Annotated in this window: 23 protein-coding genes and 1 pseudogene; 16 read left to right on the top strand and 8 right to left on the bottom strand. The window is 68.6% G+C overall.

Going from position 1 to position 26,681, the window contains the following annotated elements; all coding sequences use genetic code 11:
• Position 1: 1 nt before the first annotated feature.
• The 3 genes from AB0H49_RS04475 to AB0H49_RS04465 are packed head-to-tail and all read right to left on the bottom strand — an operon-like array spanning position 2 to position 2,929.
• Positions 2–1,063: an AAA family ATPase gene (locus AB0H49_RS04475; protein WP_355001652.1), complete on the bottom strand. Its 1,062-nt coding sequence runs from the start codon at positions 1,061–1,063 to the stop codon at positions 2–4.
• The gene (locus tag AB0H49_RS04470) at positions 1,053–1,475 is read right to left on the bottom strand and encodes a ribulose bisphosphate carboxylase small subunit (RefSeq protein WP_355001653.1); all 423 of its coding nucleotides are present in this window, start codon (positions 1,473–1,475) and stop codon (positions 1,053–1,055) included. Before AB0H49_RS04470 ends, AB0H49_RS04475 begins: the two co-directional genes overlap by 11 nt.
• An 11-nt stretch (positions 1,476–1,486) precedes the next feature.
• Positions 1,487–2,929 (bottom strand): form I ribulose bisphosphate carboxylase large subunit, encoded by a 1,443-nt coding sequence (locus tag AB0H49_RS04465; RefSeq protein WP_355001654.1) that lies wholly within the window; start codon positions 2,927–2,929, stop codon positions 1,487–1,489.
• 126 nt (positions 2,930–3,055) lie between these two features.
• Here AB0H49_RS04465 and AB0H49_RS04460 point away from each other — a divergent pair, with 126 nt between their 5' ends.
• Positions 3,056–3,937: a LysR family transcriptional regulator gene (locus AB0H49_RS04460; RefSeq protein ID WP_357247941.1), complete on the top strand. Its 882-nt coding sequence runs from the start codon at positions 3,056–3,058 to the stop codon at positions 3,935–3,937.
• A gap of 171 nt (positions 3,938–4,108) precedes the next feature.
• Here the strand turns inward: AB0H49_RS04460 and AB0H49_RS04455 are convergent, their stop codons facing one another.
• The 5 genes from AB0H49_RS04455 to AB0H49_RS04435 all read right to left on the bottom strand — a co-directional run bounded on the left by AB0H49_RS04455 (position 4,109) and on the right by AB0H49_RS04435 (position 9,732).
• Positions 4,109–5,047 carry a sigma-70 family RNA polymerase sigma factor gene (locus AB0H49_RS04455; RefSeq protein ID WP_357247093.1) on the bottom strand — a complete coding sequence of 313 codons (939 nt, stop codon included), beginning with the start codon at positions 5,045–5,047 and terminating at the stop codon, positions 4,109–4,111.
• Positions 5,048–5,057: 10 nt separating this feature from the next.
• Positions 5,058–6,248 (bottom strand): FAD-dependent oxidoreductase, encoded by a 1,191-nt coding sequence (locus AB0H49_RS04450; RefSeq protein WP_357247090.1) that lies wholly within the window; start codon positions 6,246–6,248, stop codon positions 5,058–5,060.
• Between the two features lie 90 nt (positions 6,249–6,338).
• Positions 6,339–7,691, bottom strand: coding sequence for an FHA domain-containing protein (locus tag AB0H49_RS04445; protein ID WP_357247087.1), 1,353 nt, complete (start codon positions 7,689–7,691; stop codon positions 6,339–6,341).
• Positions 7,692–7,743: 52 nt separating this feature from the next.
• On the bottom strand, positions 7,744–8,187 hold the full coding sequence (locus AB0H49_RS04440) for a hypothetical protein (protein WP_355001658.1): 444 nt from the start codon (positions 8,185–8,187) through the stop codon (positions 7,744–7,746).
• A 3-nt stretch (positions 8,188–8,190) separates the two neighbouring features.
• Entirely contained in the window at positions 8,191–9,732 is a 1,542-nt protein-coding gene (locus tag AB0H49_RS04435) for a hypothetical protein (RefSeq protein WP_357247083.1), read from the bottom strand.
• A gap of 211 nt (positions 9,733–9,943) precedes the next feature.
• On the opposite strand from AB0H49_RS04435, the gene AB0H49_RS04430 reads away from it, so the two are divergent.
• The 15 genes and pseudogenes from AB0H49_RS04430 (at position 9,944) to nuoN (ending at position 26,627) form a co-directional block, all read left to right on the top strand.
• Positions 9,944–10,279: a hypothetical protein gene (locus AB0H49_RS04430; protein WP_355001724.1), complete on the top strand. Its 336-nt coding sequence runs from the start codon at positions 9,944–9,946 to the stop codon at positions 10,277–10,279.
• Positions 10,280–10,803: 524 nt separating this feature from the next.
• Positions 10,804–11,184 (top strand): NADH-quinone oxidoreductase subunit A, encoded by a 381-nt coding sequence (locus AB0H49_RS04425; RefSeq protein WP_355001660.1) that lies wholly within the window; start codon positions 10,804–10,806, stop codon positions 11,182–11,184.
• Between the two features lie 48 nt (positions 11,185–11,232).
• Positions 11,233–11,787, top strand: coding sequence for an NADH-quinone oxidoreductase subunit B (locus AB0H49_RS04420; protein WP_141810953.1), 555 nt, complete (start codon positions 11,233–11,235; stop codon positions 11,785–11,787).
• Positions 11,784–12,563 carry an NADH-quinone oxidoreductase subunit C gene (locus AB0H49_RS04415; protein WP_357247079.1) on the top strand — a complete coding sequence of 260 codons (780 nt, stop codon included), beginning with the start codon at positions 11,784–11,786 and terminating at the stop codon, positions 12,561–12,563. Before AB0H49_RS04420 ends, AB0H49_RS04415 begins: the two co-directional genes overlap by 4 nt.
• Complete coding sequence (locus AB0H49_RS04410; protein WP_357247076.1) at positions 12,563–13,942, top strand: NADH-quinone oxidoreductase subunit D; 1,380 nt, start codon at positions 12,563–12,565, stop codon at positions 13,940–13,942. The genes AB0H49_RS04415 and AB0H49_RS04410 overlap by 1 nt, the downstream gene beginning before the upstream one ends.
• The gene (nuoE, locus tag AB0H49_RS04405; RefSeq protein ID WP_355001663.1) at positions 13,939–14,649 is read left to right on the top strand and encodes an NADH-quinone oxidoreductase subunit NuoE; all 711 of its coding nucleotides are present in this window, start codon (positions 13,939–13,941) and stop codon (positions 14,647–14,649) included. Before AB0H49_RS04410 ends, nuoE begins: the two co-directional genes overlap by 4 nt.
• Positions 14,646–15,968: an NADH-quinone oxidoreductase subunit NuoF gene (gene nuoF, locus AB0H49_RS04400; RefSeq protein ID WP_355001664.1), complete on the top strand. Its 1,323-nt coding sequence runs from the start codon at positions 14,646–14,648 to the stop codon at positions 15,966–15,968. The genes nuoE and nuoF overlap by 4 nt, the downstream gene beginning before the upstream one ends.
• 23 nt (positions 15,969–15,991) lie before the next feature.
• Complete coding sequence (locus AB0H49_RS04395; RefSeq protein ID WP_355001725.1) at positions 15,992–18,502, top strand: NADH-quinone oxidoreductase subunit G; 2,511 nt, start codon at positions 15,992–15,994, stop codon at positions 18,500–18,502.
• Positions 18,495–19,808 (top strand): annotated as a pseudogene (gene nuoH, locus AB0H49_RS04390) (NADH-quinone oxidoreductase subunit NuoH); the annotation flags it as partial. The gene AB0H49_RS04395 and the pseudogene nuoH, both read left to right, overlap by 8 nt.
• Positions 19,800–20,378: an NADH-quinone oxidoreductase subunit NuoI gene (nuoI, locus tag AB0H49_RS04385; protein ID WP_355001726.1), complete on the top strand. Its 579-nt coding sequence runs from the start codon at positions 19,800–19,802 to the stop codon at positions 20,376–20,378. The pseudogene nuoH and the gene nuoI, both read left to right, overlap by 9 nt.
• 8 nt (positions 20,379–20,386) lie before the next feature.
• The gene (locus AB0H49_RS04380; protein ID WP_357247936.1) at positions 20,387–21,208 is read left to right on the top strand and encodes an NADH-quinone oxidoreductase subunit J; all 822 of its coding nucleotides are present in this window, start codon (positions 20,387–20,389) and stop codon (positions 21,206–21,208) included.
• A complete protein-coding gene (gene nuoK / locus AB0H49_RS04375; protein ID WP_036536861.1) occupies positions 21,205–21,504 on the top strand; it encodes an NADH-quinone oxidoreductase subunit NuoK in 300 nt (99 codons plus the stop codon). Before AB0H49_RS04380 ends, nuoK begins: the two co-directional genes overlap by 4 nt.
• A gap of 1 nt (position 21,505) precedes the next feature.
• Positions 21,506–23,392 carry an NADH-quinone oxidoreductase subunit L gene (gene nuoL / locus AB0H49_RS04370; protein ID WP_357247072.1) on the top strand — a complete coding sequence of 629 codons (1,887 nt, stop codon included), beginning with the start codon at positions 21,506–21,508 and terminating at the stop codon, positions 23,390–23,392.
• Entirely contained in the window at positions 23,389–25,011 is a 1,623-nt protein-coding gene (locus tag AB0H49_RS04365) for an NADH-quinone oxidoreductase subunit M (protein WP_357247069.1), read from the top strand. Before nuoL ends, AB0H49_RS04365 begins: the two co-directional genes overlap by 4 nt.
• Entirely contained in the window at positions 25,008–26,627 is a 1,620-nt protein-coding gene (gene nuoN, locus AB0H49_RS04360) for an NADH-quinone oxidoreductase subunit NuoN (RefSeq protein WP_357247066.1), read from the top strand. Before AB0H49_RS04365 ends, nuoN begins: the two co-directional genes overlap by 4 nt.
• Positions 26,628–26,681: the final 54 nt, after the last annotated feature.

Here is a 26,681-nt window from a genome sequence, read left to right as displayed (position 1 = left end):
GTCATGCGGGGGCCCTCGCGGTTGGCCCGTCCGGCTGCTCGGTGGTGCCCGACGAGCGGCGCTCCGCTGCCCCGTCGCGCGCACCGCTGTCGGTGAACACGCTGCTGCCGTACACGTCCCGGTCGGTCAGCGTGATCAGATCGGTCCTGGTCAGCGGTCGCCGCAGCTCCACCAGACGCTTGGCCTGGCGCAGCCGGCACCGGTCCAGCGCGTTGCGGACGCTGCGGGCATTGGAGAAGCGCGGTCGTGTCATCCGCAACTCCAGATACTCCGCGAACGCCGCGGCCGCGGCCGGATCGAAATGGAAGTTCTCCCGCGCCACCATCAACTCGGCGATGGCCATCAGCTCGGCGTGGGTGTAGTCGACGAACTCGAGATGATGCGCGACCCGCGACGACAGACCCGGATTGGCGGAGAAGAAGCGCTCCATCCGATCCGGATAGCCCGCGAAGATCACCACCAGGCTGCCGCGTTCGTTCTCCATCTCCTGGAGCAGGATCTCGATGACCTCCTGCCCGTAGTCGCGCTCGTTCTCCGGCCGGAACAGGTAGTAGGCCTCGTCGATGAACAGCACCCCGCCCGCCGCCTTGGCCAGCGCCTCCTTGGTCTTCGGCGCGGTGTGCCCGATGAACTGACCCACCAGATCGTCGCGGGTCACGGTGTGCACCTTGGGCTTTCGGATGTAGCCGAGCGCGTGCAACATCTCGGCCATGCGCAGCGCCACCGTCGTCTTGCCGGTGCCAGGGCCGCCGGTGAAGCTCATGTGCATGGTGGGTCGCGAGGCGTCGAGACCGAACCGCTGCCGGGCTCGGTCGATCAGCAGCAGCGCGGCGATCTCGCGCACCCGCAGCTTCACATTGGCCAGGCCGACCAGCTCGGCGTCCAGCCTGCTCAGCGTGTCCTCGACATCGTTGCCCGCGATATCGGTCGACAGATCCAGCGTCGCGTCCGGCCCGAGCACGGGCGCCTCGGGCTCGGAGTCGGCCGCGGCGTGCACCGGCCGGGGGTCGTCGACACCCGGCCGGTGCAAGCGGAAACCGGAGCCGTTCCGATCAGCCGCCATACCGCTGTCCCTGCGGGTGATCGGTGGCGTAGGCGCGCAGTCCGTAGGTTTGCACGCGGTCGGGGCCCTCGGTGCGGGTCAAGGTGAAGCCCGGCTCCTCCGGCGGACGCTGCACCAGGAAGCTCAGCGCTGTGGTCTGCCTGGTGTAGCTCGCGTCGTAGGCGAGCACCCGAATGTAGTGCCGCGGGAAGGTCGCCCGGCACGCGTCGATCTCGGCGAGCACGCCGTCGGGCTCGTCCAGATCGAACAGCGGCAGACCCCACATCTCCCAGTACGCGTTGCGCGGGTGCGGATCGTCGGTGTACTCGATCGACACCGGCCACCCGTTGAGCAGCGCGTAGCGCACTTGCGCGGCGATCTCGGTGTCGGTGAAATCGGGCAGATACGAGAAGGTTCCGTGACGCAGATACATGCGAACGCCTTTCAAACGCTGGCCGTCGGCACCGCGTCGGGTGCGTCGGTGGAGGTGTAGTCGAAGGTGACATCGCCCCAGGTCGCCAGCGCGACGTCGAGCGGTCGGCAGATCTCGGCCGCCTTGCGCAGCACGTCCGGCCCTTCCTTCAGCAGATCGCGGCCCTCGTTGCGCGCCTTCACCACCGCTTCCAGCGCCACCCGGTTGGCCTCGGCGCCCGCCGCGATGCCCAGCGGATGGCCGATGGTGCCGCCGCCGAACTGCAAGATCACGTCGTTGCCGAACAGGTCGAGCAGCTGGTGCATCTGGCCCGCGTGGATGCCGCCGGAGGCCACCGGCATCACCCCGGGCAGGCTGGCCCACTCCTGATCGAAGAAGATGCCGTTGCGCGGTTCGGTGCGAATGTGGTTCTCCCGCAACGTGTCGTAGAACCCCTTGGTCGTGGCCGGATCGCCCTCCAGCTTGCCGACCACGGTGCCCGCGTGCAGGTGATCGACGCCGATGAGCCTGCACCACTTGGCCAGCACGCGGAAGCTCACGCCGTGCGTCTTCTGGCGGGTGAAGGTGGCGTGGCCCGCTCGGTGCAGGTGCAGCAGCACCCCGTTGCGCCGCGCCCAATGCGACATGGACTGCATCGCTGTGTAGCCGACGGTCAAGTCCATCATGATGACCACGCTGCCGAGTTCCTTGGCGAACTCCGCGCGTTCGTACATCTGCTCCATACTGGCCGCGGTGACGTTGAGATAGTGGCCCTTGATCTCGCCGGTCTCGCACATGGCGCGGTTCACGCCCTCCATGGCGAACAGGTACCGGTCGCGCCAGCGCATGAAGGGCTGCGAGTTGATGTTCTCGTCGTCCTTGGTGAAATCCAGGCCGCCCTTGCACGCCTCGTAGACCACCCGGCCGTAATTACGCGCGGAGAGCCCCAATTTCGGCTTCACCGTCGCCCCGAGCAACGGCCTGCCGTATTTGTTGAGGTATTCGCGCTCCATCACCGTGCCGTGCGGCGGGCCCTGGAAGGTCTTGACGTACGCGACCGGAATGCGCATGTCCTCCAAGCGCAGCGCGAGCAATGGCTTGAAACCGAACACATTGCCGATGACCGAGGACGTCAGATTCGTGATCGAACCCTCCTCGAACAAATCGATGTCGTAGGCGATGTAGGCGAAGTACTCCCCCGGCCTGCCCGGAACCTCGTCGATCCGGTAGCACTTGGCCTGATACTTCGAGTGTGCCGTGAGCCGGTCGGTCCACACCACAGTCCAAGTGGCCGTGGACGATTCACCCGCGACGGCGGCCGCGGCCTCGATCGGATCCACGCCACGCTGCGGTGTCACCCGGAACACGGCGAGCACATCGGTGTCCGACGGCTGATAGTCCGGAGCGTAATACCCCATCGACGCATACGACTGAACGCCCGGATCCCACCGATCCCGTTCGATCTCTTCGGCCATCGTTCCTCCTGGAGCGTTGTGGGCGTTGCGAATTCCAGGATGACGGGGCCATCGACCACAAACAATTTGAATGTTTCTGGTAATCCTCAACCTTTTCTTCGGGTTTGCTACCGTCGGTGGGTGGGTATGGTGAGTGCGGCGCGGATGGAAACATTCCTGACCGTCGCCCGCCAGGGCAGCATCCGGCGCGCGGCGACCCAGCTGCACGTCACCGAGGCGGCGGTATCGGCCGCGGTCGCCCACATCGAGAAACAGCTGGGCGCCAAACTCATCGCGAAGGCGGGTCGCGGCATCGCGCTCACCGAGGCGGGGCGCGTCTACGCCGAATACTGCCGCAGCATCCTCGGTCTCATGAAGGAAGCCCAGGCCGCCGTGCGGCAGGCCGAGATCGGGCGTTTGCGCATCGGCGTGGTGGCCACCGCGGGCGAGTCCGTGCTGCTGCGCCCGCTGGCCAAGTTCCGCAACCGCTATCCGGACATCGAACTGAGTCTGTCCATCCATCCGCGCGACGTGCTGTTCGTCGAATTGCTGCACCACGAAACGGATCTCGTCATCGCGGGCCGCCCGCCGCGCGACGCGGGCCTGGTCACCCGCGCCCGGCGCGCCAGCCAGCTCGTCGTCGTCGGCGCGCCCGATCGCAGCCGCGACCCGCTGCGCTCCACCTGGCTGCTGCGCGGCCGCGGCTCCGGCACCCGCGACGCCACCCTCGCCCTACTCGACCAACTCCAGATCTCCCCACCCACCCTGACCCTCGGCTCGCACGGCGCGGTGATCGCCGCGGCCCGAGAAGGATTGGGCGTCACCTTGATTCACAACGACGCGGTCGAACACCACATCGAAACCGGAGCACTGCGCGTCCTGCCGGTGGACGGCACGCCCCTGGACCGCGCCTGGCACGCCATCACCACCCGCACCCCCACCCCCACCACGCGCCTGTTTCTCACGCACATCATGGATCGCGCCGAAGTGGGCGAAGACGCCTTCCAAAATCCAACGACGTTGTCGTAGAGCCCGATCGGCTATCGGGTGCGCCGCTGGCCACCGCCAACACTCGCGCCCGGATTCATCGCAGGGTGAGCGGGGTGTCTCATTCGCTCCGAGGGGCTCGAACACAAGACACCGCGGCACCGGCGATCCCGACAGGATGTGATGCGTATCACTCGCGTGTCGGCCAGTCGGTCACCACGATTCGATCAGCGGGGGATCGTGCTCTCGCCGCTGCCACTCCGCTGTGATGCGACGGAGTCGGGCCGGGGCGGCGATGCTGCGCATGCCTGCGATCTTGTCGCCACGGATCTCCAGGATCGCGACGCCGAGGACGCGGTCGTCGAGCGTGAACAGCATGGCCGGGCAACCGTTCACCACGGCAGCGTGGATCGAGGGTGAGCCACCGGCGAATCGCCGCTTGGCCGCAGACGGTTTGAAGCCCGCCCGCACCGCCTCGGCGAGCCGCTGCGGAGTCGAGTACCGGATCAGCCTCGCGGCCAGCCCGCCTGCGCCGTCGGAGATGCCGGTCGCGTCATCGGTCAGCAGCGCCACCAGCCGTTCGGTCCGGCCCGAGGCGGCCGCATCGACGAAGGCCTCGACGATTCGCCGCGCGGAGGCAGGGTCTGTGTCGGCGGCGTTGCGGGCGGCGGCGATTCGACGCCGGGCCCGGTGGGCGTGTTGCTGGCTCGCGGATTCGGTGATGCCGAGAATCTCGGCTATCTCGGCGTGGTTGTACGCGAAGGCCTCGCGCAGCACGTAAACGGCCCGTTCGACCGGCGACAGACGCTCCATGAGGGTCAGCACCGCCAGCGTCACCGATTCGCGCTGCTCGACGGTGTCGGCCGGGCCCAGCATCGGGTCGCGGTCCAGGAGCGGCTCCGGCATCCAGGTGCCTACCGCGCGTTCGCGCCGCACCTTCGCCGAACGGAGCCGGTCGATCGCCAGATTGGTGACGATCTTGGTCAGCCAGGCCTCGGGCACTTCGACGTACTCCCGGTCGGCGGCCTGCCACCGCAGGAAAGCGTCCTGCACCGTGTCCTCGGCGTCGGCGGCCGAGCCGAGCAGACGATAGGCGAGCGAGGCCAGCCGATTCCGGCTGGCCTCGAAACGCGCCACGGTGGCAGTGTCCATGAGCACGACTCTATGCGGCGACCACGTCGAGCGAGTGCTCTCGGGTGGTGGCCAAGCGGTACCGGCGACTCGGCTTTCCGAAGGTCGGGTGGCTCAGGGTCCATGCTGCGGTGGTGAGGATCGCCGACTTGACGCGCGCGGCCGTCCGGCCGCACAGCGCCCCCGACTTCGCCCGCGCGTCACCGTCGACCAGCTGGAAGATCGCGTCCTTGCGGCCGAGGCTGATGTGGTTGCCGACATACGCCAGCGAGGTCGCCTTGATCTTGCGCCCGGTCCGATCGCCGAGTATCGCGGCCGTCGCCTGCTGGCTGGTGAATCCCGCCGAAGCGCACGACATCGGCAACGGCCGACCGTTCTCGCCGATGACGAAGACGCTGTCACCGGCAACATAGACATCCGGGTGCGAGACCGACCGCATCTGACGGTCGACGGTGATCTGGCCGTTGGGTTCCACCGCGAGGCCGCTGGCGGCGGCGATGGGGTGGACGGCGAAGCCTGCGGCCCACACGGTCGCGTCGGCGGTGAAAGCGGTGCCGTCGGCGGCGATCGCCGCCGTTTCCTCGACGCGCTCGATGGCGGTGTGCTCGTGGATGGTGATACCGAACCGGTCGAAGGCTTGCAGCAGGTGGCGGCGGGCCTTGGTACCCAACCAGCCGCCGAGTTCGCCGCTGGTGACGAGGCTGACGCGAAGTTCGGGGCGGGATTCGGCGATCTCGGTGGCGGCCTCGATCGCAGTCAGGTTGCCGCCGACCACCAGCACCTTCCCGCCCTCGCCCAGTTCGTCAAGGCGCGCGCGCAGGCGCAGCGCGGCCGGCCGCGCGGCCACGTGGTAGGCGTGCTCGTCGACGCCGGGGACACCGTGGTCGGCAACGGAGCTGCCGAGCGCGTAGAGGAGGGTGTCGTACTCGAGCAGACCGATGCCCGCGCCGTCGGCGACGGTGACCGTCCGATGCTCGACGTCGACGCCGGTCACCCGCGCCACCCGGAGCCGGATGTCGGTGCCGGCGAACACCTCCGTCAGCGGCCGGTGGCGCAGCTCCTGCCCGGCTGCCAGCTGATGGTTGCGCAGCCGCTCGACGAAATCGGGTTCGGCGTTGACGACGGTGATCTCGAAGTCGTCGGAGTGGAGTTGGCGGGCCAGATACCCGGCGGAGAAGGCTCCGGCGTATCCGGCTCCGAGGACGACGATGCGGTGCTTCATGATTCGCTCCTGTCTGGTTCGCGTGCTCCCTGAACGAGACAGCCCGCGAATTCCTGACAGCATCAATCAGTGAAGTGGGTCACCCCGCGCTCACATCTGACCGTGCTGCGAATCGAAGGTGGCGGTGCGGCCACCGAGGAGGATTTGGGCGCCGGGTTGCAGGATCACCGGGTGGCCGGGGAGGGCGCGGGTCCAGTCCTGGTGGCCGGGTTGACGGATGTGGGTGCCGTTGGCGGAGCCGCTGTCGATCACGGTGACATCCCAGTCCTTCAAACGGATCTCGGCGTGGGTGCGGGACATGCCGCCGGAGGCGTCCTCCACACGGATCGGGCGGGCGCCGCGCCGCGCCGCCTCGGAGTGGTCGGGTTCGCGGCCGAGTACGCAGTCGGAGTAGAGGATGTAGGAGGTGCCGTCGTCGAACAGCAGCAGGCCGAGCGGCGGGCGTTCGCCGTCGGTGAGGACGCAGGTGAGCTGGTCCATGCGGATTCCGCAGACCGCGCAGAACGACACCCGCGGGTCGTTGTGGTGCTGACGCGCGCACTTGTAGCCCTTGACGATCACCCGCCGCTCGTCCGCGCCACGCGACACCGCCGGTTCGGGCTGGCGGCCCGGCCCGGACGCGACATGCCCGCTGTCGATCGGGCGGCCGCCGGACGAGTGCTCCGGCCCGGTGTCAGGCCGCACCGGCGAGCTCCCGCGTTTGTGTCCACCGTCGACCGGTTTGGGCGCGCGTCGATCCGGTTCCGGTGTGAACGGTCGTGGCACCGCGGTCTCGTCGTCGACCGGCGCGCTCGGCGCCAACGTCTCCTGGAGGTCGATCTCCGCGGTCCGCTGCGCGGCACTCGATCGATCGTCGGTCTGCCGCTGCCCCCGTGCGACCGAGGGCTTATGTCCTTTTACCACCGCCACTTTCGACACGGGCTGCCCGTACCAGAGCACCGCACCCGACCCCGGAACGGCACCTTCCGCCAACGTGCACACTCCGCGAATCCCCGGCAGCTCGCTCCCCCGATCCGCCTCGTCCACGAACAACCCGGCGCCGATCGCGGGCGCCGGGATCACCACCCGGTCCACGGTGAAACCGGCGTCGCTGCCGCGCAGCACCTCCGAGCGGTCGGCGCCGGCGAGCACCGCGCTGACCCGCCCGTGCAGGAACACCGCGAGTCCGGTGGCGGCCGGTGTGAGCACTCCGAACTCGACGGCGTCCTCGTCATCGAGACTCATCAGCCAGGTGGTGGCAAGGCGTGCGAACATGCGTCCGGTGCGCTTCGGCTCCTTGGCCGCCGCCTCGTCCACCAGTTCGCGCAGCGCGATCAGGACGGCGCCCGCGAGAGTGTCTTCGGTCGCCGTCACATCGTCCCGGTTGGCCACCACGAGGACCACCCCGCCGTGGCACGCCACAAGGTGCGTCCCAGGCAGCACCTCGACCCGCGGATCCGTCACCGCCGTCCTCCTTCGCGGCGCCCGTCCCGGCTCGGACGGCGCACCGCCCCGCTCACAGGAACCTGCCTCCGTTGTACCGCCAGCGGTGGAAGAACAGCCGGATCGGCCCGTTCACGAAGAGCCAGAACACGATCCAGGTGACCACGAAGTGGATCAGGAACGCCGCCGCCGATGGCCGCAGCTGCTCGGGCAGCACGATCGTGGTGGTGCGGAGCAGCAGCCACATCAGCAGCCCCTCGTTCACCATCGTCAGCAACCCGAACAGCGTCGGCCAGTCCTTCTCCCATCGGAATTGCTGCAGCAAGTGGTACAGCAGCTCCCAGAGCACGCCGACCAGAATCACCGCGAGCAGCACCGACAGCGTCACCCGATAGGACTGGCCCAGTGAGAGCGAACCGGTCGGCAGCAGCGGCGTGATGAACAACGCGACAAGCAGACCGAGCGCGCCGAGCACGAGAACACGGGTCTGGATTCGCCCGTTCAGAGTGGGAGTCATCGCTCAGATCTTCTTGTCGTTGACCCACAGCCACCACTGCCGCGCGGAGCGCAGCGGGCCGAGGCGCCGGCAGAAGCCGAGCGCGGCGAGGTCGTCGGCCATTTCCAGTGCGGCGTATTGCAGCCCGAGGAACGAGTCGACGCCCGCGTAGTAGCCGCCGAGCGTCGCGCTGCCCGCGGCGTACATGCGCCCCGTGCCGCTGCGGGTGCCGATCAGCTCGAAGGTGCGGTCCACGTCGAGTCGGCCGACCGGATTGCGTCCGGCGCCCGTGTGGTCGAGCAGATCGGCCAGCAAACGGTGTTCGCGGATATCGGCTTCCAATCCGGTGCAGTCGATGACGTAGTCGGCGTGCGCCTCGAACGGCTGGCTCGGCGGTCGAAACGGCAAAGGCGCCTCGACATCCGGCGAGATGGTCGTCACCACGCCCGGCCTGCCGTCGGCCGGCCGCAGATCGCGCGCCGTGCCCGCCATCACCTGATACCAGCCCTGCGCGCGGCCCCGCCGCAACTGTTCCTGCCAGCTCTTGCGCACCGGCGTGGTCGTTCCACCGAGCGACTTGTACAGCGCGGCGCGCTGCTCACCTTCCAGCCCGCGCAGCTTCGCCTTGAGCTGCCCGCCCCACGCACCCTTGGGCCAGTTGAAACCCTGGTAGGACCAACCGTCGCCGCCCTTGCGGCGCAGGAACACGCTCGGTCCCTGCGGTCCCGCCACGTAGGTGCGGAACAGGTGCAGGATCCGGGTGTCGAGTTCGTACTGGTCGCGATCATCGATCAAACGCTGCAACACTCGGCTCGCCACGATCCCCGCGCCGCGGATCATGACCGTCCCCGGTCTTCGCTGCAACGCCTGATAGACGTGTTCGTGCGGTTCGTAGGCGTTCACGACGCGGGTGGGGTCGCGGAAGCGCTCGCGATAGGCCTGCAGGTCGGGCAGCAACCGCAATCCCGGATAGCCGACGGCCACGTGCACGTACGTGCTGCGAAAGGCCACGCGCTTGGTCGGCGTCGCGCCGTCGGGTGGAGTCAGGATCGTGTAATAACCGCCGCCGTGGCGCCTGCGCACCATCCGGACCTGCCCTTTGTAGAGCGAGCGGGCGTAGTCGACGCGGTGGTACTCGCGCTCCATCGCGGCGAAGGCCTGACCGGCGCGCGGGGTGTAGTAATTGGTGAGGATCGGCTCGGTGAGCACGTTCCACAGCGGCGCCAGCGACTTGTCGGCAATCGCCTCGCGTACCGCGTACGACGGGAAGCCCCAAATGTTCTCGGGGGTGCTGCCGGAATCGCTGCGGAGTCGCTCGCCGCGCGGAATCTGCGACACCCTGGTCAGATATTCGTACCCGGCCCACGGCACGTCCTGCGGACCGAGCACCGCGATCGAACGCGCGGGCACACCGTAGATCCGGAGTGTGTCGAAGGCGGCGAACGACCCGATTCCGCTGCCGATCGTCACGAACGGTACATCGATGACCGGTATCCCGGCCCTGTCGAGCAAGTCATCGGTCCACACGTCGGTGTCGACGAGGACCGGGGTGAGATCTCCCCGCATTCGCCGGATGGTACCGGCTAATTCCTATGGAGCGCTTGCGATCACCTTGTACCCACGCAACCCACCCGCGACGACGCGCGCATCGATCTGCGCCAACCTGCCACGCCGCGGACCGCCGCGGACGTACCATCCCTGCGTGGCCGACTCGACTCGTTCCACCCCGCTGCGGGTGCTGGTCTACAGCAACGACGCCGATACCCGGCGCCAGGTGATGCTGGCGCTGGGCCGAAACCCGCACCCGGAGCTACCCGAACTCGACTACCTCGAGGTGGCCACGGCGCCGGTGGTCATCGAGCGGATGGACGAGGGCGGCATCGACCTCGCCATCCTCGACGGCGAATCGACGCCCGCGGGCGGACTCGGCATCGCCAAGCAGCTCAAGGACGAGATCGACGAGTGCCCACCGGTGCTCGTGCTCACCGGCAGGCCGGACGACGCCTGGCTGGCGACCTGGTCGCGGGCCGAAGCCGCCGTCGCGCACCCGATCGATCCGATCCGGCTCACCGAGGCCGTCGTCGCGCTGCTGCACGACCGCACCGCTGCCTGATTAATAGCAATTCCTCATCATTCGACCGGTGGATCGCATCGCCGATTCGATCCATCCGGCCCAGCAACTAATGAGCAATCGTCACCAATCGCCCTTCGGGTACGCCGCCGAGCAATACCGTCGCGTTCGGTCGCGCGATCGTCGCGGGCGACTCATCGGTAGCGAAGATACTCGGCGGTAGCTTGGCGTCGTGCGCGCAGCACGAACGACGTGCCGGTTCGTCACGTGACAGACCGTGCGGATTGCCCCACATCAGTCATAAATCCCAGTTCCGAATTCGATCAAACAACCGGGAACAAAGGAGTGGCGGTCAGTCCTATCAGTTGTAGGCTGTGCCGTAGCTCACATGGGCGCGAGCACGGGCATGAGACCCGCTGTGTCTGATCTCCCTGGCGCACGCCCCGCCGAGCGAGGCCATGGGGCGAGTCTGGCCAAGGCGGACAACGACGTCAGCCCGCCTCGGAAGCTGCCACCAGCCGCCGTACAGGAGCCCCGGGAGGGCTCGCAGGAGGGGAAGTGCAGTCGTGAACATGGAGTTGCCGACCCTGGTGCTCGGCGCGGTCGCCGCGGCCTTCGCGGTCTTTTCCATACTCTTGGCCGCTCTGATCGGGCCGAAGCGCTACAACCGGGCCAAGCTGGAGGCCTACGAGTGCGGCATCGAGCCCACTCCGCACGCCGTCGCGGGCGGGCCGGGAAACGTTACCGGACAGCGCTTTCCGGTGAAGTACTACCTCACCGCCATGCTGTTCATCATCTTCGACATCGAGATCGTGTTCCTCTACCCGTGGGCCGTTCACTTCGACGCGCTGGGTCTCTTCGGTCTCGCCGCGATGGCGCTGTTCATCTTCAACGTCTCGGTCGCCTACGCCTACGAGTGGCGCCGCGGCGGACTCAGTTGGGACTGATCGCCACCAAGGTTTCGCCCGCACAGTGGAAGTGAGAGTTAGTCGGATATGGGTCTCGAGGAAAAACTGCCCAGCGGCTTTCTGCTGAGCACGGTGGAGGACTTCGCCGGATATCTGCGCAAGGGCTCGTTGTGGCCCGCCACCTTCGGTCTCGCCTGCTGCGCCATCGAGATGATGGCCACCGGCGCAGGACGATTCGACATCGCCCGCTTCGGCATGGAGGCGTTCCGCGCCTCGCCGCGCCAGGCCGATCTGATGATCGTCGCGGGCCGGGTCAGCCAGAAGATGGCGCCGGTGCTGCGGCAGGTCTACGACCAGATGACCGAGCCGAAATGGGTGCTCGCCATGGGCGTCTGCGCTTCCTCCGGCGGCATGTTCAACAACTACGCCATCGTGCAGGGCGTCGACCACGTGGTGCCGGTCGACATCTACCTGCCCGGCTGTCCGCCCCGCCCGGAGATGCTGCTCAACGCGATTCTGGCACTGCACGCCAAGATTCAGGAGATGCCGCTCGGCGTCAACCGCGAGGAGGCGGTCCGCGCCGCTGAGCAGGCGGCGCTGGCGGCGACACCGACCATCCGGATGGAGGGTCTGCTGCGATGACCTTCGACTCCCCCGAGAACGCCGAAACCAGTTCGCCCCAGTCGGAAATCGACGCCGCCGCGACCGCGGGACCCGAGGGCACGCTGCCGCCGGAGGCCGAACCCGAGCCCGCGGGCGAGGACGTCATCGGCGTGCGGCGCGGCATGTTCGGCATCTCCGGCACCGGCGACACCTCCGGATACGGCCGCCTGGTCCGTCCCGTCACACTGCCCGGCAGTACGCCAGCGCCCTACGGCGGCTACTTCGACGCGATCGTCGACGCGCTGCGAACGGCGTTGGCGCCCACCGGCACACCGTTCGAGAGCGCGATCGAGAAGGTCGTCGTCTTCCGCGGCGAGCTCACGCTGCACGTCCGCAGGGAGCACCTGCTGCTGGTCGCACAGGCGTTGCGCGACGACGCCGCACTGCGTTTCGAACTGTGCCTGGGCGTCAACGGCGTGCATTACCCGAACGACACGGGTCGCGAACTGCACGCGGTGTACCACCTGATGTCGGTCACCCACAGCCGCAGGCTGCGCGTCGAGGTGTCCGCACCCGACGCCGACCCGCACATCCCCTCGCTGTACTCGGTGTACCCCACCACCGACTGGCACGAGCGGGAGACCTACGACTTCTTCGGCATCCTCTTCGACGGTCACCCGTCGCTGACCCGCATCGCCATGCCCGACGACTGGCGTGGCCACCCGCAGCGGAAGGACTACCCGCTCGGCGGGATCCCGGTCGAATACAAGGGCGCGCGCATCCCGCCGCCCGACGAGCGGAGGGCGTACAGCTAGTGAACGACATCGAAACCCAGCCCGGCGTCGACACCACCGACTCCGGGCGCGAACCCGCTGCGCCCCGGCGGGAGCACGCCGCGAACCCATCGGAACCGACCGTCGTCACCGTCGCCGGTCAGGACTGGGACACCGTCACCGAAACCCTCGACGGCGCGGGCGAAGAACGCATCGTCGTCAACATGGGCCCGCAGCACCCGTCCACACACGGCGTGCTGCGGATCATCCTGGAGATCGAGGGCGAGACCGTCACCGAAGCCCGCTGCGGCATCGGTTACCTGCACACCGGCATCGAGAAGAACCTCGAGTTCCGCAATTGGACGCAGGGCGTCACCTTCGTGACCCGGATGGACTACCTCTCGCCGTTCTTCAACGAGACGGCGTACTGCCTCGGTGTGGAGCGGCTGCTCGACGTCACCGAGCAGATTCCCGAGCGGGCGACCGTCATCCGGGTGCTGCTGATGGAGCTCAACCGCATCTCCTCGCACCTGGTCGCGCTCGCCACCGGCGGCATGGAACTGGGCGCGCTCACCCCCATGCTGTTCGGGTTCCGCGAGCGCGAACTCATCCTCGACGTCTTCGAGACGATCACCGGCCTGCGGATGAACCACGCCTACATTCGTCCGGGCGGCCTGGCCCAGGACCTGCCCGACGACGGCGCCACCAAGGTCCGCGAACTGCTTGCCCTGCTGCCGAAACGGCTGCGCGACATGGAGCATCTGCTCACCCAGAACCCGATCTGGAAGGCGCGCACCCAGGACATCGGCTACCTGGACCTGACCGGTTGCATGGCCCTCGGCATCACCGGCCCGGTGCTGCGCGCCACCGGCCTGCCGCTGGATCTGCGCAAAGCCCAACCCTATTGCGGTTACGAGAACTACGAGTTCGACATCCCCACCACCACCGGCTGCGACTGCTACGGCCGCTACCTGATCCGGGTGGAGGAGATGAAGGAATCGCTCAAGATCGTCGAACAGTGCCTGGACCGGCTGCGGCCCGGACCGGTGATGATCGAGGACAAGAAGCTGGCCTGGCCCGCCGACCTGCAACTCGGCCCCGACGGACTCGGCAACTCCCCCAAGCACATCGGCCGCATCATGGGCACGTCGATGGAGGGCCTCATCCACCACTTCAAGCTCGTCACCGAGGGCATCCGGGTCCCGGCCGGGCAGGTGTACGTGGCGGTCGAATCGCCGCGCGGCGAGCTGGGCGTGCACATGGTCAGCGACGGCGGCACCCGGCCCTACCGCGTGCACTATCGCGATCCTTCGTTCACGAATCTGCAAGCGGTGGCGGCGATGTGCGAGGGCGGCATGGTCGCCGACGTCATCGCCTCCGTCGCCAGCATCGACCCGGTGATGGGTGGTGTCGACCGATGACCGAGATCCTGCTCAAGTTGTCCACTCGGCCCGAGCCGTTCCCGCCCTACGTGCGGGAGCGGCTGGAGATCGACGCGGCCGCGATCATCGCGCGTTACCCACACCCGCGTTCGGCACTGCTGCCGCTGCTGCATCTGGTGCAGGCCGAGGAGGGGCACGTCTCCGGCACCGGCATCGAGTTCTGCGCCGAGCAGCTGGGCCTCACCGGCGCCGAGGTGACCGCGGTGGCCACCTTCTACTCCATGTTTCGGCGCACACCGACCGGCGACTATCACGTCGGCGTGTGCACCAACACGCTGTGCGCGGTCATGGGCGGCGACGCGATCCTCGCCGCGCTGGAAACCCATCTAGGCCTGCGCCACGGCGAGACCACGGCCGACGGGTCGATCACCCTCGAGCACATCGAATGCAACGCCGCCTGCGATTTCGCGCCGGTCGTGATGGTGAACTGGGAGTTCTTCGACAACCAGACACCGGAATCGGCGCGAGCCCTGGTCGACGCGTTGCGTGCCGGGCAGCAGGTGACACCGACCCGTGGCGCACCGCTGTGCACGTTCCGGGAGACCGCGCGGATCCTCGCCGGCTTCCCCGACGAGCGGCCCGGCGCGCTCGACGGCGCGGCCGGGGAGGCGACCGTCGCGGGTCTGCGGGTGGCCAAGGACAACGACATGCAGGCGCCGCGGCCGAACGGGGAGGGCCTCCGATGACGATGTTGACGCCGGTGCTCACCGAATACTGGGACGATCCGCAGTCCTGGACCATCCACACCTACCGGCAGCACGACGGCTATCAAGCCGTGCGCAAGGCGCTGCGGATGGAGCCCGACCAGGTCATCCAGACGGTCAAGGACGCCGGACTGCGCGGTCGCGGCGGCGCGGGCTTCCCGACCGGCATGAAGTGGGGCTTCATCCCGCAGGGTCCCGGACCCGACGGCACGGTGAAACCGCACTACCTGGTGGTCAACGCCGACGAGTCGGAACCCGGTACCTGCAAAGACATTCCGCTCATGCTGGCCACGCCGCACGCGCTGATCGAGGGCGTGATCATCGCCGCCTACGCCATCCGCGCCGCCACCGCGTTCATCTACGTGCGCGGCGAAGTGGTGCCCGTGCTGCGCAGGTTGCAGGCGGCGGTCGCGCAAGCCTACGAAGCGGGCTACCTCGGTCGCGACATCCTCGGCTCCGGCTTCGACCTCGAGCTGATCGTGCACGCGGGCGCGGGCGCCTACATCTGCGGCGAGGAGACCGCGCTGCTGGATTCGCTGGAGGGCCGCCGCGGCCAGCCCAGGCTGCGCCCGCCGTTCCCGGCCGTCGCGGGTCTCTACGCCTGCCCGACGGTGGTCAACAACGTGGAGTCCATCGCCAGCGTGCCGCCTATCATCCTCAACGGAACCGACTGGTTCCGTTCCATGGGCAGCGAGAAGTCCCCCGGTTTCACGCTCTACTCGCTGTCCGGCCACGTGGCCAGGCCCGGTCAGTACGAGGCGCCGCTCGGCATCACGCTGCGGGAGCTGCTCGACTACGCGGGCGGCGTGCGCGCGGGCCACCGGGTGAAGTTCTGGACGCCGGGCGGCTCGTCCACCCCGCTGTTCACCGAGGAGCACCTGGACGTCCCGCTCGACTACGAGGGCGTCATGGGCGCGGGATCCATGTTGGGCACCAAGGCTTTACAGATCTTCGACGACACCACCTGCGTGGTGCGCGCGGTGCTGCGCTGGACCGAGTTCTACGCACACGAGTCCTGCGGCAAATGCACACCGTGCCGGGAGGGCACCTACTGGCTGGTCCAGCTGCTGAAGCGGGTCGAGGAGGGCCGCGGCACCGAGTCGGATCTGGACAAGTTGCTCGACATCAGCGACAGCATCAACGGCAAATCGTTCTGCGCGCTCGGCGACGGCGCGGCCAGCCCGATTCTCTCCTCGCTGAAGCACTTCCGCGAGGAGTACATCGACCATCTGCGCTCGGGCGGCTGCCCGTTCGATCCCGCGCGCTCGACGGCCTGGGCCGAGGAAGAAGGGGCTCGATGAGCACGGCATCGCGCAGCGATTCGATGAGGGGTGGCGGCCGGGAGACGGGTGGGCCGGCGACTGTGAGTACCAACACGAGCGGGCTGACGCCCGCGGATCTCGTCACCGTCGTCATCGACGGCACGCCCGTCAGCGTGCCCGCCGGAACCCTGGTGATCCGCGCCGCGGAACTGATCGGCATCCAGATCCCGCGCTTCTGCGACCATCCGCTGCTCGATCCCGTCGGCGCCTGCCGCCAATGTCTGGTCGAGGTGGAGGGCCAGCGCAAGCCGGTCGCCTCCTGCACCCAGACCGTGGCCGACGGCATGATCGTGCACACCCAGCTCACCTCGCAGGCCGCCGAACGGGCGCAGGAAGGGGTGATGGAGCTGCTGCTCATCAACCATCCCCTGGACTGCCCCGTCTGCGACAAGGGCGGCGAGTGCCCGCTGCAGAACCAGGCCATGTCCTCCGGCCGTCCGGAGACCCGGTTCGACGGCGTGAAACGCACCTACCCCAAACCGATTCCGCTCTCCTCGGCAGTCCTGCTGGACCGGGAGCGCTGCGTGCTGTGCGCCCGCTGCACCCGGTTCTCGCAGCAGGTGGCGGGTGATCCGTTCATCGAGTTGATGGACCGCGGCGCGCTCGAACAGGTCGGCACCGCGCAGGCCGAACCGTTCGACTCCTACTTCTCCGGCAACACGGTGCAGATCTGTCCGGTCGGCGCGCTCACCGGCACCAGCTACCGATTCCGCGCCCGTCCGTTCGATTTGGTCTCCAGCCCCAGCGTGTGCGAGCACTGCGCCTCCGGCTGCGCGCAGCGCACCGATCACCGCCGCGGCAAGGTGTTGCGCCGGCTCGCGGGCGACGACCCGCAGGTCAACGAGGAATGGAACTGCGACAAGGGACGCTGGGCGTTCGCCTACGCCACCGAGCGCGACCGCCTCACCACCCCGCTGGTCCGCGGCTGGGACGGCACCCTGCGTCCGGCGTCCTGGTCCGAGGCGCTCGCCGCCGCGGCCGAGGGGCTGGCCGCCGCGCACGGCAACGCCGGTGTGCTCGTCGGCGGACGGGTGACCGAGGAAGACGCCTACGCCTATTCGAAGTTCGCGCGAGTCGCGCTCGGCACCAACGACATCGACTTCCGTATCCGTCCGCATTCGGTGGAGGAAGCCGATTTCCTCGCCGCCCGCGTCGCCGGGCAAGGCGTCACCGTCGACTACGACGCGCTGGAGCGGGCTCCGATCGTGCTGCTCGTCGGGTTCGAGCCCGAGGAAGAGTCCCCAATCGTCTACCTGCGGTTGCGCAAGGCCGCCCGCAAGCGCGGCCTGCCCGTCTACGCGCTGGCGCCGTACGCCTCGCGTGGTCTCGAGCGCATGTCGGGCACCCTCATTCCGGCGACGCCGGGGGCCGAACCGCACCTGATGGAGGCGCTTCGCACGGGCGAGATCCCGTTCGACGGCCAGGAATCCGAGACGATGGCCGCGGCCGCGCGACTGTTGCGCGATCCGGGCGCGGTGGTCATGGTCGGCGAGCGCATGGCGGGCATCCCCGGCGCGCTGTCTGCCGCCGTCCGGCTGGCCGAGGAGACCGGCGCCGCGCTGGCATGGGTGCCGCGGCGGGCAGGTGAGCGCGGCGCGGTCGAAGCGGGGGTTCTCCCCGGACTGCTGCCCGGCGGTCGACCGGTGGCGGATCCGCTTGCCAGGCAACAGGTTCGCGAGATCTGGAACGTCGACGAACTGCCGGTGACGGCGGGGCGCGACACCACGGCGATCTTGGACGCCGCGCCGACCCTGGGCGCGCTGGTCGTCGGCGGCGTCGATGTCGCCGATCTGCCCGACCCGAACGCCGCGCTCACCGCCATCGACGCGGCACGCTTCGTCGTCAGCCTGGAACTGCGGCACAGCGCCGTCACCGAGCGCGCCGACGTGGTCTTCCCGGTTGCCGCGACCATGGAGAAGTCCGGCACCTTCCGCACCTGGGAGGGCAGGCCGCGGCCATTCGACGCCGCGCTCGGCGAATCCACCGTGCGCCGCACCGCCGCACCGCTGTCCGATCAGCGGGTGCTGCAAGCCATCGCCGACGAGATGCGGGTGCGCCTCGGCCTCCCCGACACCGCGACGGCGCGCGCCGAACTCGCCGCGCTCGGCGCCTGGGACGGCCAGCCCGTCGCCGCGCCCGCGCACCGGCCGCATCCGATCACCCAGCCCCGGCAGGGCAGCGCGGTGTTGGCGGGCTGGCGAATGCTGCTCGACCTGGGCCGTATGCAGGACGGCGAACCGAATCTGGCGGGCATCGCCCGTCCGCCGGTGGTCCGGCTCTCCCCCGCGACCGCCGCCGAGATCGGCGCGGCCAACGACGATCCGGTCACCGTCACCTCCGAGCGCGGCATGCTCACGCTGCCGCTGCTGATCACCGACATGCCCGACCGGGTGGTGTGGCTGCCGCTGAATTCCCCCGGCAGCTCGGTGCCCGAACAGCTCGCCACCCAGCCGGGCGGCGTCGTGCAAGTGCGCCACGCCGACGAGAGGATGAAGGAACACCGCCATGAGTGATCCGGCTCTGTTCGCCACGGCGACCGTAGGGCCCTCCGTGGCCACGCGAGCTACCGCCTCCGCGCCTGACACGCTCGCCCTCTTCGGCCACGACCCCCTGTGGCTCGTCATCGCCAAATCCCTGGCGATCTTCGTCTTCCTGCTGCTCACCCCGATGATCGCGGTGCTCGCGGAACGAAAGATCGTGGCGCGCATGCAGATGCGCATCGGCCCCAACCGCGTCGGCCCCAAAGGCTCGCTCCAGAGCATCGCCGACGGCGTGAAGATGGCGCTGAAAGAGGACATCGTCCCCGCCATCGTGGACAAGCCGATCTACATCCTGGCGCCGATCATCGCGGCCATTCCGGCGTTCATGGCTTTCGCGGTGATCCCGTTCGGCGGTGAGGTGTCCATCGCGGGCCACCGCACCGCACTGCAGCTGACCGACATGCCGGTGGGCGTGCTGTACATCCTCGCCATCACCTCGATCGGCGTGTACGGCATCGTGCTCGCGGGTTGGGCGTCCGGCTCGACCTACCCGCTGCTCGGCGGACTGAGGTCGACGGCGCAGGTCATCTCCTACGAGATCGCGATGGCGCTCTGCTTCGCCGCGGTGTTCCTGCAGGCGGGCACGATGGCGACCTCCGGCATCGTCGCCGCCCAGGACGGCACCTGGTACGTCTTCCTGCTGCTGCCCTCGTTCCTGATCTACTGCGTGTCGATGGTCGGCGAGACCAACCGGGCGCCGTTCGACCTGCCGGAGGCCGAGGGCGAACTCGTCGGCGGCTTCCACACCGAGTACTCCTCGCTGAAGTTCGCGATGTTCATGCTCGCCGAATACGTCAACATGGCAACGGTTTCGGCGCTGGCGACCACGCTGTTCCTCGGCGGCTGGCACGCGCCGTGGCCGATCAACATGTGGTCGGGCGCGAACACCGGCTGGTGGGGCCTGCTGTGGTTCACCGCCAAGGTGTGGACGTTCCTGTTCGTGTTCATCTGGCTGCGCGGCACCTTGCCGCGGCTGCGCTACGACCAGTTCATGAATCTGGGCTGGAAGCTGCTCATCCCGGTGTCGCTGCTGTGGGTCATGCTCGTCGCCGCGGCTCGGGTGCTCGACAACGAGGGTTTCACCTGGGCGACCGCCGCCATGATCGTCGCGGGCGTGCTGATCACGGCGCTGATGATCGGTCTGTTCCTGCGGGCCGGACGCCGACCGGGCGCCCCGCCACTCGTCGACGAACCAACGGCCGACGCGCACGCGCCGAGCGGCGTCTTCCTCGGCTTCCCGACACCGCCGCTGCCCGCCGGCATCCGTCACGTGGACGCGACGAAAGGTCATCCGCTGGAACCGCTTTCCGGTTTCGCGGTCACCGCGCTCACCATGTTCAAGAAGCCGAACACCGAGTTCTACCCCGAGCACAAGGTGCCGACCGCGCCCCGCTATCACGGTCGCCACCAGCTCAACCGTCATCCCGACGGTCTGGAGAAGTGCATCGGCTGCGAACTGTGCGCCTGGGCCTGCCCCGCCGACGCGATCTACGTGGAAGGCGCGGACAACACCGAGACCGAACGCTTCTCCCCCGGCGAACGGTACGGCCGCGTCTACCAGATCAACTACCTGCGCTGCATCGGCTGCGGCCTGTGCATCGAGGCCTGCCCGACGCGGGCGCTCACCATGACCAACGAGTACGAACTCGCCGACGACAACCGCGCCGACCTCATCTACGAGAAGGACCGGCTGCTCGCGCCACTCGAACCGGGCATGACCGCACCGCCGCACGACATGTACCCCGGGACGACCGAGGGCGACTACTACCGCGGCACCGTCCCCGGCGCGGACGCCGAATCCGACGAGAAGCAGCGCGCGACAGCAGGCGCGGAAGGAGGGACGCGGTGACGCTACTGATGGCCGCCGAGCCACTGACCCGCACATCCACCGGCGAGGCCGTGCAGTTCTGGATCCTGGCCCCGCTCGCCGTCCTCGGCGCGCTCGGCATGGTGTTCGCGGCCAAAGCCGTGCACTCCGCGATCTGCCTGGCCGCCACCATGATCACGCTCGCGGTGTTCTACATCGCCCAGGACGCGCTGTTCCTCGGCGTGGTGCAGATCGTGGTCTACACCGGCGCGGTGATGATGCTGTTCCTGTTCGTGCTCATGCTGGTGGGCGTCGACTCCGCGGAATCGTTGAAGGAGACCCTGCGCGGCCAGCGCTTCGCCGCCGCCGCGGTGGGACTCGGTTTCGGCTTCCTTTTCATCAGCGGCATCGCCACCGGCGTCCGCGACTCCAAAATCCGCTTCCCCGCCACCGGTTTCGCCGGTCGCGACGTGATCGGCGAACTCGCCGAGCTGATCTTCGTCCGGTACGTGTGGGCCTTCGAACTCACCGGCGCGCTGCTCATCACCGCCACCATCGGCGCGATGGTGCTCGCGCACCGCGAACACTTCGGCCCGCGGATGGATCAGCGCGAACTGTCCCGCAGGCGGTTCCGCGACGGCACGAGCCGCGCCACCCCGCTGCCGACGCCCGGCGTCTACGCCAGGCACAACGCCGTGGACATTCCCGCCAGGCTGCCGGACGGCTCGTTCGAGGAGCTGTCGGTCAGCACCATCTTGCGGCACCGCCGCACCAGGGCGCTGACCGAGGCGGCCGTCATCTCGGTCGGCTCCGGCGACGGTGACGCGAAGACCAACGGCCACGAACCCGCCGACGAGGAAGGCACCCGGTGAACCCCGAGAACTATCTGTTCCTGTCCGCCCTGCTGTTCACGATCGGCGCGGCCGGAGTGCTGTTGCGGCGCAACGCGATCGTGGTGTTCATGTGCATCGAGCTGATGCTCAACGCGGTGAACCTGGCGTTCGTCACCTTCGCGAGGATGCACGCGAACCTGGACGGCCAGGTGTTCGCGTTCTTCACGATGGTGGTCGCCGCGGCCGAGGTGGTCGTCGGCCTCGCCATCATCATGACCATCTTCCGCGCCCGCCGCTCGACCTCGGTCGACGACGCCAACCTGCTGAAGTTCTGACGTGGATACCGCGATCCTGACGCTGCTGCCCGCGCTGCCGCTGGCCGGGGCCGTCATATTGCTGCTCCTCGGGCGCGTCGCCGACAAGTGGGGCCATCTGCTCGGTTGCCTTGCCGCGCTGGCCTCCTTCGGCGTGGCCGTGTGGGCGTTCGTCGTCATGCTCGGGCGCGACGGCGCCGAGCGGGCGGTGCACGCCGACCTGTTCAGCTGGGTGCCGGTGAGCGGCCTGCAAGTGGACTTCGGTCTGCAAATCGACCAGCTGTCCATGTGTTTCGCGCTGCTGATCACCGGTGTCGGCTCCCTGATCCACCTGTACTCGATCGGGTACATGAGCCACGATCCGGATCGGCGGCGCTTCTTCGCCTACCTCAACCTGTTCCTCGCGGCCATGCTGCTGTTGGTGCTGGCGAACAACTACCTGGTGCTCTATCTCGGCTGGGAGGGCGTTGGTCTCGCCTCCTACCTGCTGATCGGCTTCTGGTACGGAAAGCCCTCCGCCGCAACGGCCGCCAAGAAGGCGTTCGTGGTCAACCGGGTCGGCGACATGGGCTTGGCGCTGGCCATGATGGCGATGTTCGCGACCTTCGGCTCGATCGGATTCGGCGAGGTGTTCGCCGCCGCGCCGGGAGCGAGCGAGGGCACGCTCACCGCGATCGGCCTGCTGCTGTTGCTCGCCGCGTGCGGCAAGTCCGCGCAGGTGCCGCTGCAGTCCTGGCTCGGTGACGCGATGGAGGGTCCGACGCCCGTGTCGGCGCTCATCCACGCGGCCACGATGGTCACCGCCGGTGTCTACCTGATCGCGCGGTCCAACGTGATCTTCGACCTCGCGCCGAACGCCCAGCTGGCCGTGGTGCTCGTCGGCGCGGTGACGCTGTTGTTCGGCGCGATCGTCGGCTGCGCCAAGGACGACATCAAGAAGGCGCTGGCCGCGTCCACCATGAGCCAGATCGGATACATGGTGCTCGCCGCGGGTCTCGGACCCGCGGGCTACGCCTTCGCGATCATGCACCTGCTCACCCACGGCTTCTTCAAGGCGGGCCTGTTCCTCGGGGCGGGCTCGGTGATGCACGCGATGAACGACGAGGTCGACATGCGCCGCTACGGCGGACTGCGGAAGGTGCTGCCGATCACCTACGTCACCTTCGGGCTCGGCTACCTCGCGATCATCGGAGTGCCGCCGTTCGCGGGCTTCTTCTCCAAGGACAAGATCATCGAGGTGGCCTTCGCCGAGGGCGGCGCGGCCGGGTACGCGCTGGGCACGGTCACCTTGCTCGGTGCGGGTCTCACCGCGTTCTACATGACGCGGGTGATGCTGATGACCTTCTTCGGCTCGCCACGCTGGAAGCCCGACACGCATCCGCACGAGGCGCCCGCGGTAATGACCGGCCCGATGATCCTGCTGGCCATCGGCTCGCTCGCCTCCGGCCTGGTGTTCGTGCTCGGCAACGCGCTGGTGAACTGGCTGGAGCCGGTGGTCGGCGCGCACCACGGCGAGGAGGTGGTGCCCGCGGGCGTGGTCACCGTACTCGCGCTGGCCGTCGTCTCGGTCGGCGTCACCATCGCCTACAGCCAGTACGCGCAGCGTGACATCCCGGAAACGGCGCCGGAGGAAGTCTCGGCGCTCACCGTCGCCGCCCGCAAGGATCTCTATGGCGATGCGGTCAACGAGGGCGTGTTCATGCGTCCCGGCCAGCACCTCACCCGGTCGCTGGTCTTCGTCGACAGCCGCGGCATCGACGGGATCGTCAACGGCACGGCCGCACTGATCGGCGGGCTCTCGGCCCGCGTCCGCCGGGTCCAGTCCGGATTCGTGCGGTCCTACGCCCTGTCCATGTTCACCGGCGCGGCCCTGGTGGCCGCCGCCCTGCTGGCGGTGAGGATCTGGTGACTACCTATCCCTGGTTGACCACCCTCTGGCTGCTTCCGGTCGTCGGCGCGGTCCTCGTGCTGGCGTTGCCCGCCGCGCGGCGGGTGCTGGCACGCGGTGTGGCGCTGACATTTTCGGTGTCCGCACTGGTGATCGCCGTCGTGCTCGCCATGCGATTCGAGCCCGGCGGCGAGCAATACCAGTTCGTCGAATCCCACGAGTGGATCCCCGCCTTCGGCGCCGGATACACCCTCGGCTTGGACGGCATCGCGCTGGTGCTGGTGCTGCTCACCACCGCGCTGGTGCCGCTGCTGATCCTGGCGGGCTGGCACGACGACCGCGCGGCGGGCTCCGGCAGGCGGGTCGCGCACACCTATATGGCGCTGATCCTGCTCGTCGAGGCGATGGTGCTGGTCTCCTTCGTGGCGCTGGACATCCTGCTGTTCTACGTCTTCTTCGAGGCCATGCTCATCCCGATGTACTTCCTCATCGGCGGCTTCGGGCCGAAGACGGCGGATGTGCAACTGCGCCAGCAGCGTTCGCGCGCGGCGGTGAAGTTCCTGCTGTACAACCTGTTCGGCGGACTGATCATGCTGGCCGCGGTCATCGGTCTCTACGTGCTGACAGCGCGCGAGGGCCTCGGCGCGGACGGTGCGGGAACCTTCGACTTCCGCACCGTGGTCGCCGCCGCCAATGCCGGTGAGCTCGGCGCGGGTCCGGCGGTGCTGAACGCCCTGTTCCTGGGGTTCATGTTCGCCTTCGCCGTGAAGGCGCCGCTGTGGCCGCTGCACACCTGGCTGCCCGACGCGGCGGTCGCCGCGACACCGTCCAGCGCCGTGCTGATGATGGCGGTGGTCGACAAGGTGGGCACCTTCGGCATGCTGCGCTACTGCCTGCTGCTGTTCCCCGACGCGTCGGGAACCTACGCGCCGCTGGTGATCACGCTCGCGGTGGTCGGCATCGTCTACGGAGCGCTGCTGGCGATCGGCCAGACCGACGTGATGCGCCTCATCGCCTACACCTCGATCTCGCACTTCGGCTTCATCATCCTCGGCATCTTCGCCATGACCAGTCAGGCGCAGACCGGGGCGACGCTCTACATGATCAATCACGGCATCTCCACCGCCGCGCTGTTCCTGATCGCCGGGTTCCTCGTCTCGCGGCGCGGCACCCGGGTCATCGCCGACTACGGCGGGGTGCAGAAGGTCGCGCCGGTGCTGGCCGGGACGTTCCTCATCGCGGGACTCGCGACGCTGTCGCTGCCCGGTCTCGCGCCGTTCGTCAGCGAATTCCTCGTGTTGATCGGCACTTTCAGCCGCTACCAGGTGGCCGCGATCGTCGCGACCGGCGCGCTGGTGCTCGCCGCTATCTACGTGCTGTGGCTGTACCAGCGGATGATGACCGGTCCGGTGACGAAGGGCAACGAGAACCTCCACGATCTGGCGCCGCGCGAACTGCTCGTCGTCGCACCGCTGATCGCGGCGCTGCTGTTCCTCGGTCTCTATCCGAAACCGGTGCTGGACTTCATCGATCCCGCCGTCGGCCAGACACTGACCACCATCGGCCGCCAGGATCCCGCGCCGACGGTTCCGGCGCCCGCAGCGGGCGCGGCGAACCTCCAGGAAGGAGGGCACAAGTGACCACGCACTCGATCCCGCTCGCCGCGTCCGTTCCCGCGCCGAGCATCGAATACGGCGCGCTCGCACCGATGCTCATCGTGTTCGGCGTCGCGGTGGCCGCGGTGCTGGTGGAGGCGTTCGTCGCGCGGCGCTACCGCTACGGCACCCAGGTGTGGCTCAGCCTGATCGGTCTCGCGGCGGCGTTGGTGGCCGTCATCCGGTTGGCGGGCACCGAATCCACCGCGGTGTCCGGGGCCGTCGCGATCGACGGGGTGACGTTGTTCTTGCAGGGCACCATCCTGGTGGTCTCGATCCTCGGCGTGCTGTTCATCGCCGAACGCGGCGCGCAACCGCTGCCGCAGGCGCGCTCCGGGCCCGGCACCTGGAGCCTGGCCGCGGCGACCGTCGGTCGCGGCGCGGACGCGTTCACCCCGCAGGCGTCGGCGGTCCCCGGCAGCGCGGACGAGCAGGCCGCGATCCGCGCGGGCATCGCGACCACCGAGGTCTTTCCGCTGACGCTGCTCGCGGTCGGCGGCCTGCTGCTCTTCCCCGCCTCGAACGATCTGCTGACCATGTTCGTCGCGCTGGAAGTGCTGTCGCTGCCGCTGTATCTGCTGTGCGGGCTCGCGCGGCGCAAGCGACTGCTCTCCCAGGAGGCGGCGCTGAAATACTTCCTGCTCGGGGCGTTTTCGTCGGCGTTCTTCCTGTACGGCGTCGCGCTGCTGTACGGGCAGGCTGGGACGGTGCGGCTGTCCGGGATCGCCGACGCGATCGCGGAGCACCCGTCCGACGCGATGCTGGCGCTGCTCGGCGTGGCGATGCTGGCGGTCGGGCTGCTGTTCAAGATCGGCGCGGTGCCGTTCCAATCCTGGGTTCCCGACGTGTATCAGGGGGCGCCGACCCCGATCACCGCGTTCATGGCGGCGGCCACCAAGATCGCCGCGGTCGGCGCCATGTTGCGCATATTGCAGGTCGCGGTGCCTGGCTTGCGGGACGACTGGCGGCCGGTGCTCGCCGCGGTCGCGATCGCGACGATGGTGGTCGGCGCGGTGCTCGCGGTGACGCAGACCGATGTGAAGCGGATGCTGGCGTATTCGTCGGTGGCGCACGCGGGCTTCATCATCACCGGTCTGGTCGCCGCCAACGACGCGGGCGTCGCGGCGGTGCTGTTCTATCTGGTCGCCTATGGGCTGGGCACGCTCGGCGCGTTCGCGGTGGTGAGCCTGGTCCGCGAGCCCAGCGGTGACGAGGCGACCGCGCTGGCGCAGTGGGCCGGGCTCGGCCGCCGCTCCCCCTGGCTGGCGACGGTTTTCGCGCTGCTGCTGCTCTCCTTCGCCGGTCTGCCGCTCACCAGCGGGTTCGTCAGCAAGTTCGCCGTGTTCGAGGCGGCCGCTTCCGGTGACGCCGTGACGCTCGTCATCGTCGGCGTCATCTCGAGCGCCGTCGCGGCGTTCTTCTACATCCGCGTGATCGTGTTGATGTTCTTCACCGATCCCCCGACGGATGCCCCGGTGGTGGTCACGCCCGCGCTCACCCAGGCACTCGTCCTGCTGACCGCCGTGGCGACCCTGGTGCTCGGTGTGTTCCCGCAGCCGCTGCTGGATCTGGCCGAGCGAGCGTCGACCTTCGTGCGCTAGGCTCGTGCGCACACGCGCTGGCCCCGACCGGAGACTCGGTCGGGGCCAGCGCTT

This window comes from Nocardia sp. NPDC050713 (assembly GCF_040654315.1).
In the GTDB taxonomy this organism is placed as follows: domain Bacteria; phylum Actinomycetota; class Actinomycetes; order Mycobacteriales; family Mycobacteriaceae; genus Nocardia.
The sequence above is the reverse complement of the archived record's forward strand: the minus strand, read 5'-3'. Positions and strand labels throughout refer to the sequence as shown.